At 64.7% G+C, this 2509-nt stretch carries 2 protein-coding genes; one reads left to right on the top strand and one right to left on the bottom strand.

Annotated features, from left to right (window positions below):
* Nucleotides 1-69: 69 nt before the first annotated feature.
* On the bottom strand, nt 70-1158 hold the full coding sequence (locus tag VE25_RS07010; protein WP_160299959.1) for an acyltransferase family protein: 1089 nt from the start codon (nt 1156-1158) through the stop codon (nt 70-72).
* A gap of 271 nt (nt 1159-1429) precedes the next feature.
* Between VE25_RS07010 and VE25_RS07015 the strand changes: the two genes are divergently transcribed.
* Entirely contained in the window at nt 1430-2239 is an 810-nt protein-coding gene (locus VE25_RS07015; RefSeq protein WP_201776052.1) for a family 16 glycosylhydrolase, read from the top strand.
* Nucleotides 2240-2509 lie beyond the last annotated feature (270 nt).

Raw genomic sequence — 2509 nt, forward strand, 5'->3', positions numbered from 1 at the left:
ACCCCCGACCCCTCCCCTCAAGGGGGAGGGGAGCGATGGAGCCGCTTGTTCCATGGTCTTGAAGGCGATCTATGCGCCCCGTCCGCCCGTCACGAACGAGGCGAACTTCGGCATGACCATGCTGAACACCCGGAACGCCACCGCGCACGCTACGGCGACCACCAGCGGCACGATCAGCCAAGCCAGCAGGCCGACGATCGTCGGCTCGATGGTGAAGCCGACCGCCAGCACGGCGAAGATCGCGATGCCGTGCATGAGGTAGATCGGGAACGAGTATTTCGACCACGCCAGCAGCCGGTCGGCGAAGGGCCCGTTCGCCAGCCGCGCCGTCAACGTCCAGATGGTGAGGCCGCCGAGGATGGCGATGTAGGTTCCGTTGTTCTGGCTGGGGTAGAAATAGTGGATGCAGCACATGGCGAAGAGCATCGCCGCGAACACCCAGAAACCGCTGTCGAGCTTATCGAGCGGCACCCGCCAGAGCGCGATCGCCCCGCCGATGAAGAAGGCCGGCAGCATGGGGGTTCGCAGGATCAGGTGGCCGTCGAGGTTGTATTCGGCAACGACCATGAAGGCGACGATCAGCGGCACCGGGTACTTGCGGAACACCCGGCCGATGGCGACGGCCAGGACCGAGATGACGAAGAGGTCGCGCAGGAAATAGAGCGGATAGTTCACCGGCCGCGTGCTGTAGGAAAAGAGCGCGTCGGCCCAGGTCTGCCAACTCGCGCCGACGAGATCGAGGCGTTGGCCGCTGAGGACCCCCGCCGATTGGGCGACGAACAGCAGCGCCACCAGCGAGATGTTCCAGAAGAGGAACGGGATGAGGATCGTCTTCACCTTCTTGCTGACGGTCGTCATCCCCTGAAGGTCTTGGTCCTTCGAGAACATGATGAACCCCGACATGATCGTCAGGATCGTCACCGAAAAGCGCAGGAACGTCGCGTTGGCGAGGTAGGCGGGGGTGAGGATGCTGAGCTCGCCGATGTCACGCACCGTCGGCACGTCGAGCGGGAAGTGCACGTAGACGACGAGCACGATCAGCAAAAGCCGGGCGATCGAAAGCCGCTTGGAATTCTTGCGCAGCATGTCGTCCTGGACGGGCGCTGCCGCTCCTCGCGAAGACTGTGCGTCATAGACGATGGTTTGCGGAGCGTTCATGTCGAGTGCCGATCCCCTCATCGGATGGTTCGAAAACATTCAGTCTCGCGGATGCGATTAGGCTGGTCGCCCCGCTGGCCTGTCAATCCGTCGGCCGTGGAGGGCAGCCATGCGCCTCCGACAGAGTGTCGCCGATTTGCGACCAGACCGAGAGCGAGCTTCCCGTTGGGCGCAAGGGAGGGTTGTGTCCACCGGGCGGCGGCGAGGGTTCGTCCGCCAAAGTCTCGTGCGAGCCTGACCGGGTGTTGGTGCATTTCGCAGGAGTACCTTTATGACCGCAAAGACCGTGAATACGCCTTTCGCCATGGGTTGTGCCGGGGCGGCGCTGCTCTTTCTCAGCGCGGCCGCGCCGGCCACTGCCCAAGGCACCGGCGCCACTTTCTTCGACGGGTTCGACGGCCTCGACCTCGGCCGCTGGTACGTCGCCGACGGCTGGGCGACGGGCGACTATTCCAACTGCACCTGGATGGACGACCTGGTGAAGGCGGAGGACGGCCTGCTCAACGTCGGGTACGCGCCCGTGCCCTACAAGGAACGCGAGAACAGCTGCGGGGCCCTGCAGACGCGCACCGCCTTCGGCCACGGCACCTTCGAGGCGCGGCTCAAGACGCCCTCGGGCTCGGGCCTCAACGCCGCGTTCTTCACCTATATCGGCCCCACCCAGGGCGCCCCGCACGACGAGATCGACTTCGAGGTCCTCCTGCGCAACACCGGTGAGGTGCAGACCACCACCTTCGTCAACGGCGTCAGCGGCGACGGCGAGGTCGGCAGCGGCCAGCATCACGCTCTGCCATACCCTTCCGATTCCGATTTCATCCAGTTCGCCGTGACCTGGGCGCCGGACCGGATCGACTACTACATCAACAACGAGCTCGTGCGCACCATGACCGAGCCCCACACCATTCCCACCAACCCGCAACGCATCTTCTTCAGCCTCTGGGGCACCGATACCCTGACCGACTGGATGGGCGAATTCGAACGCCCCGCCGAACCCATCGCCATGCAGGTCGACTGGGTGGCCTTCACCGCGCTCGGGGAGGAGTGCCAGTTCGACGAATCGGTGCTCTGCGCGGTTCAGTAAGCACGCTCTTCCACACCCGCGATGTCACTGCCACACCCTCGAACCACGAGGGCGTGGCGCTATACTGTCCCAGGCACCATGCGTCCCCCTCCCCCGCAAGGGGGGAGGTGTCGCATCGTGCTCTTGGCAGTATCCCGCCAAGTCCACAGACCAGCACCTCCCCCCTTGCGGGGGAGGATGGGAGGGGGGTGAGCGGCGCTCACTCCGTTTTCACATCGGCAACCACAAGCACCATGCGTCCCCCTCCCCCTTGAGGGGAGGGGATAGGGG

The organism is Devosia geojensis, assembly GCF_000969415.1.
Classification (GTDB): domain Bacteria; phylum Pseudomonadota; class Alphaproteobacteria; order Rhizobiales; family Devosiaceae; genus Devosia; species Devosia geojensis.

Coding starts and splice junctions, on each gene's coding strand:
- VE25_RS07010 (WP_160299959.1), bottom strand. CDS start 1,158: ATGAACGCTCCGCAAACCATCGTCTATGACGCACAGTCTTCGCGAGGA.
- VE25_RS07015 (WP_201776052.1), top strand. CDS start 1,430: ATGACCGCAAAGACCGTGAATACGCCTTTCGCCATGGGTTGTGCCGGG.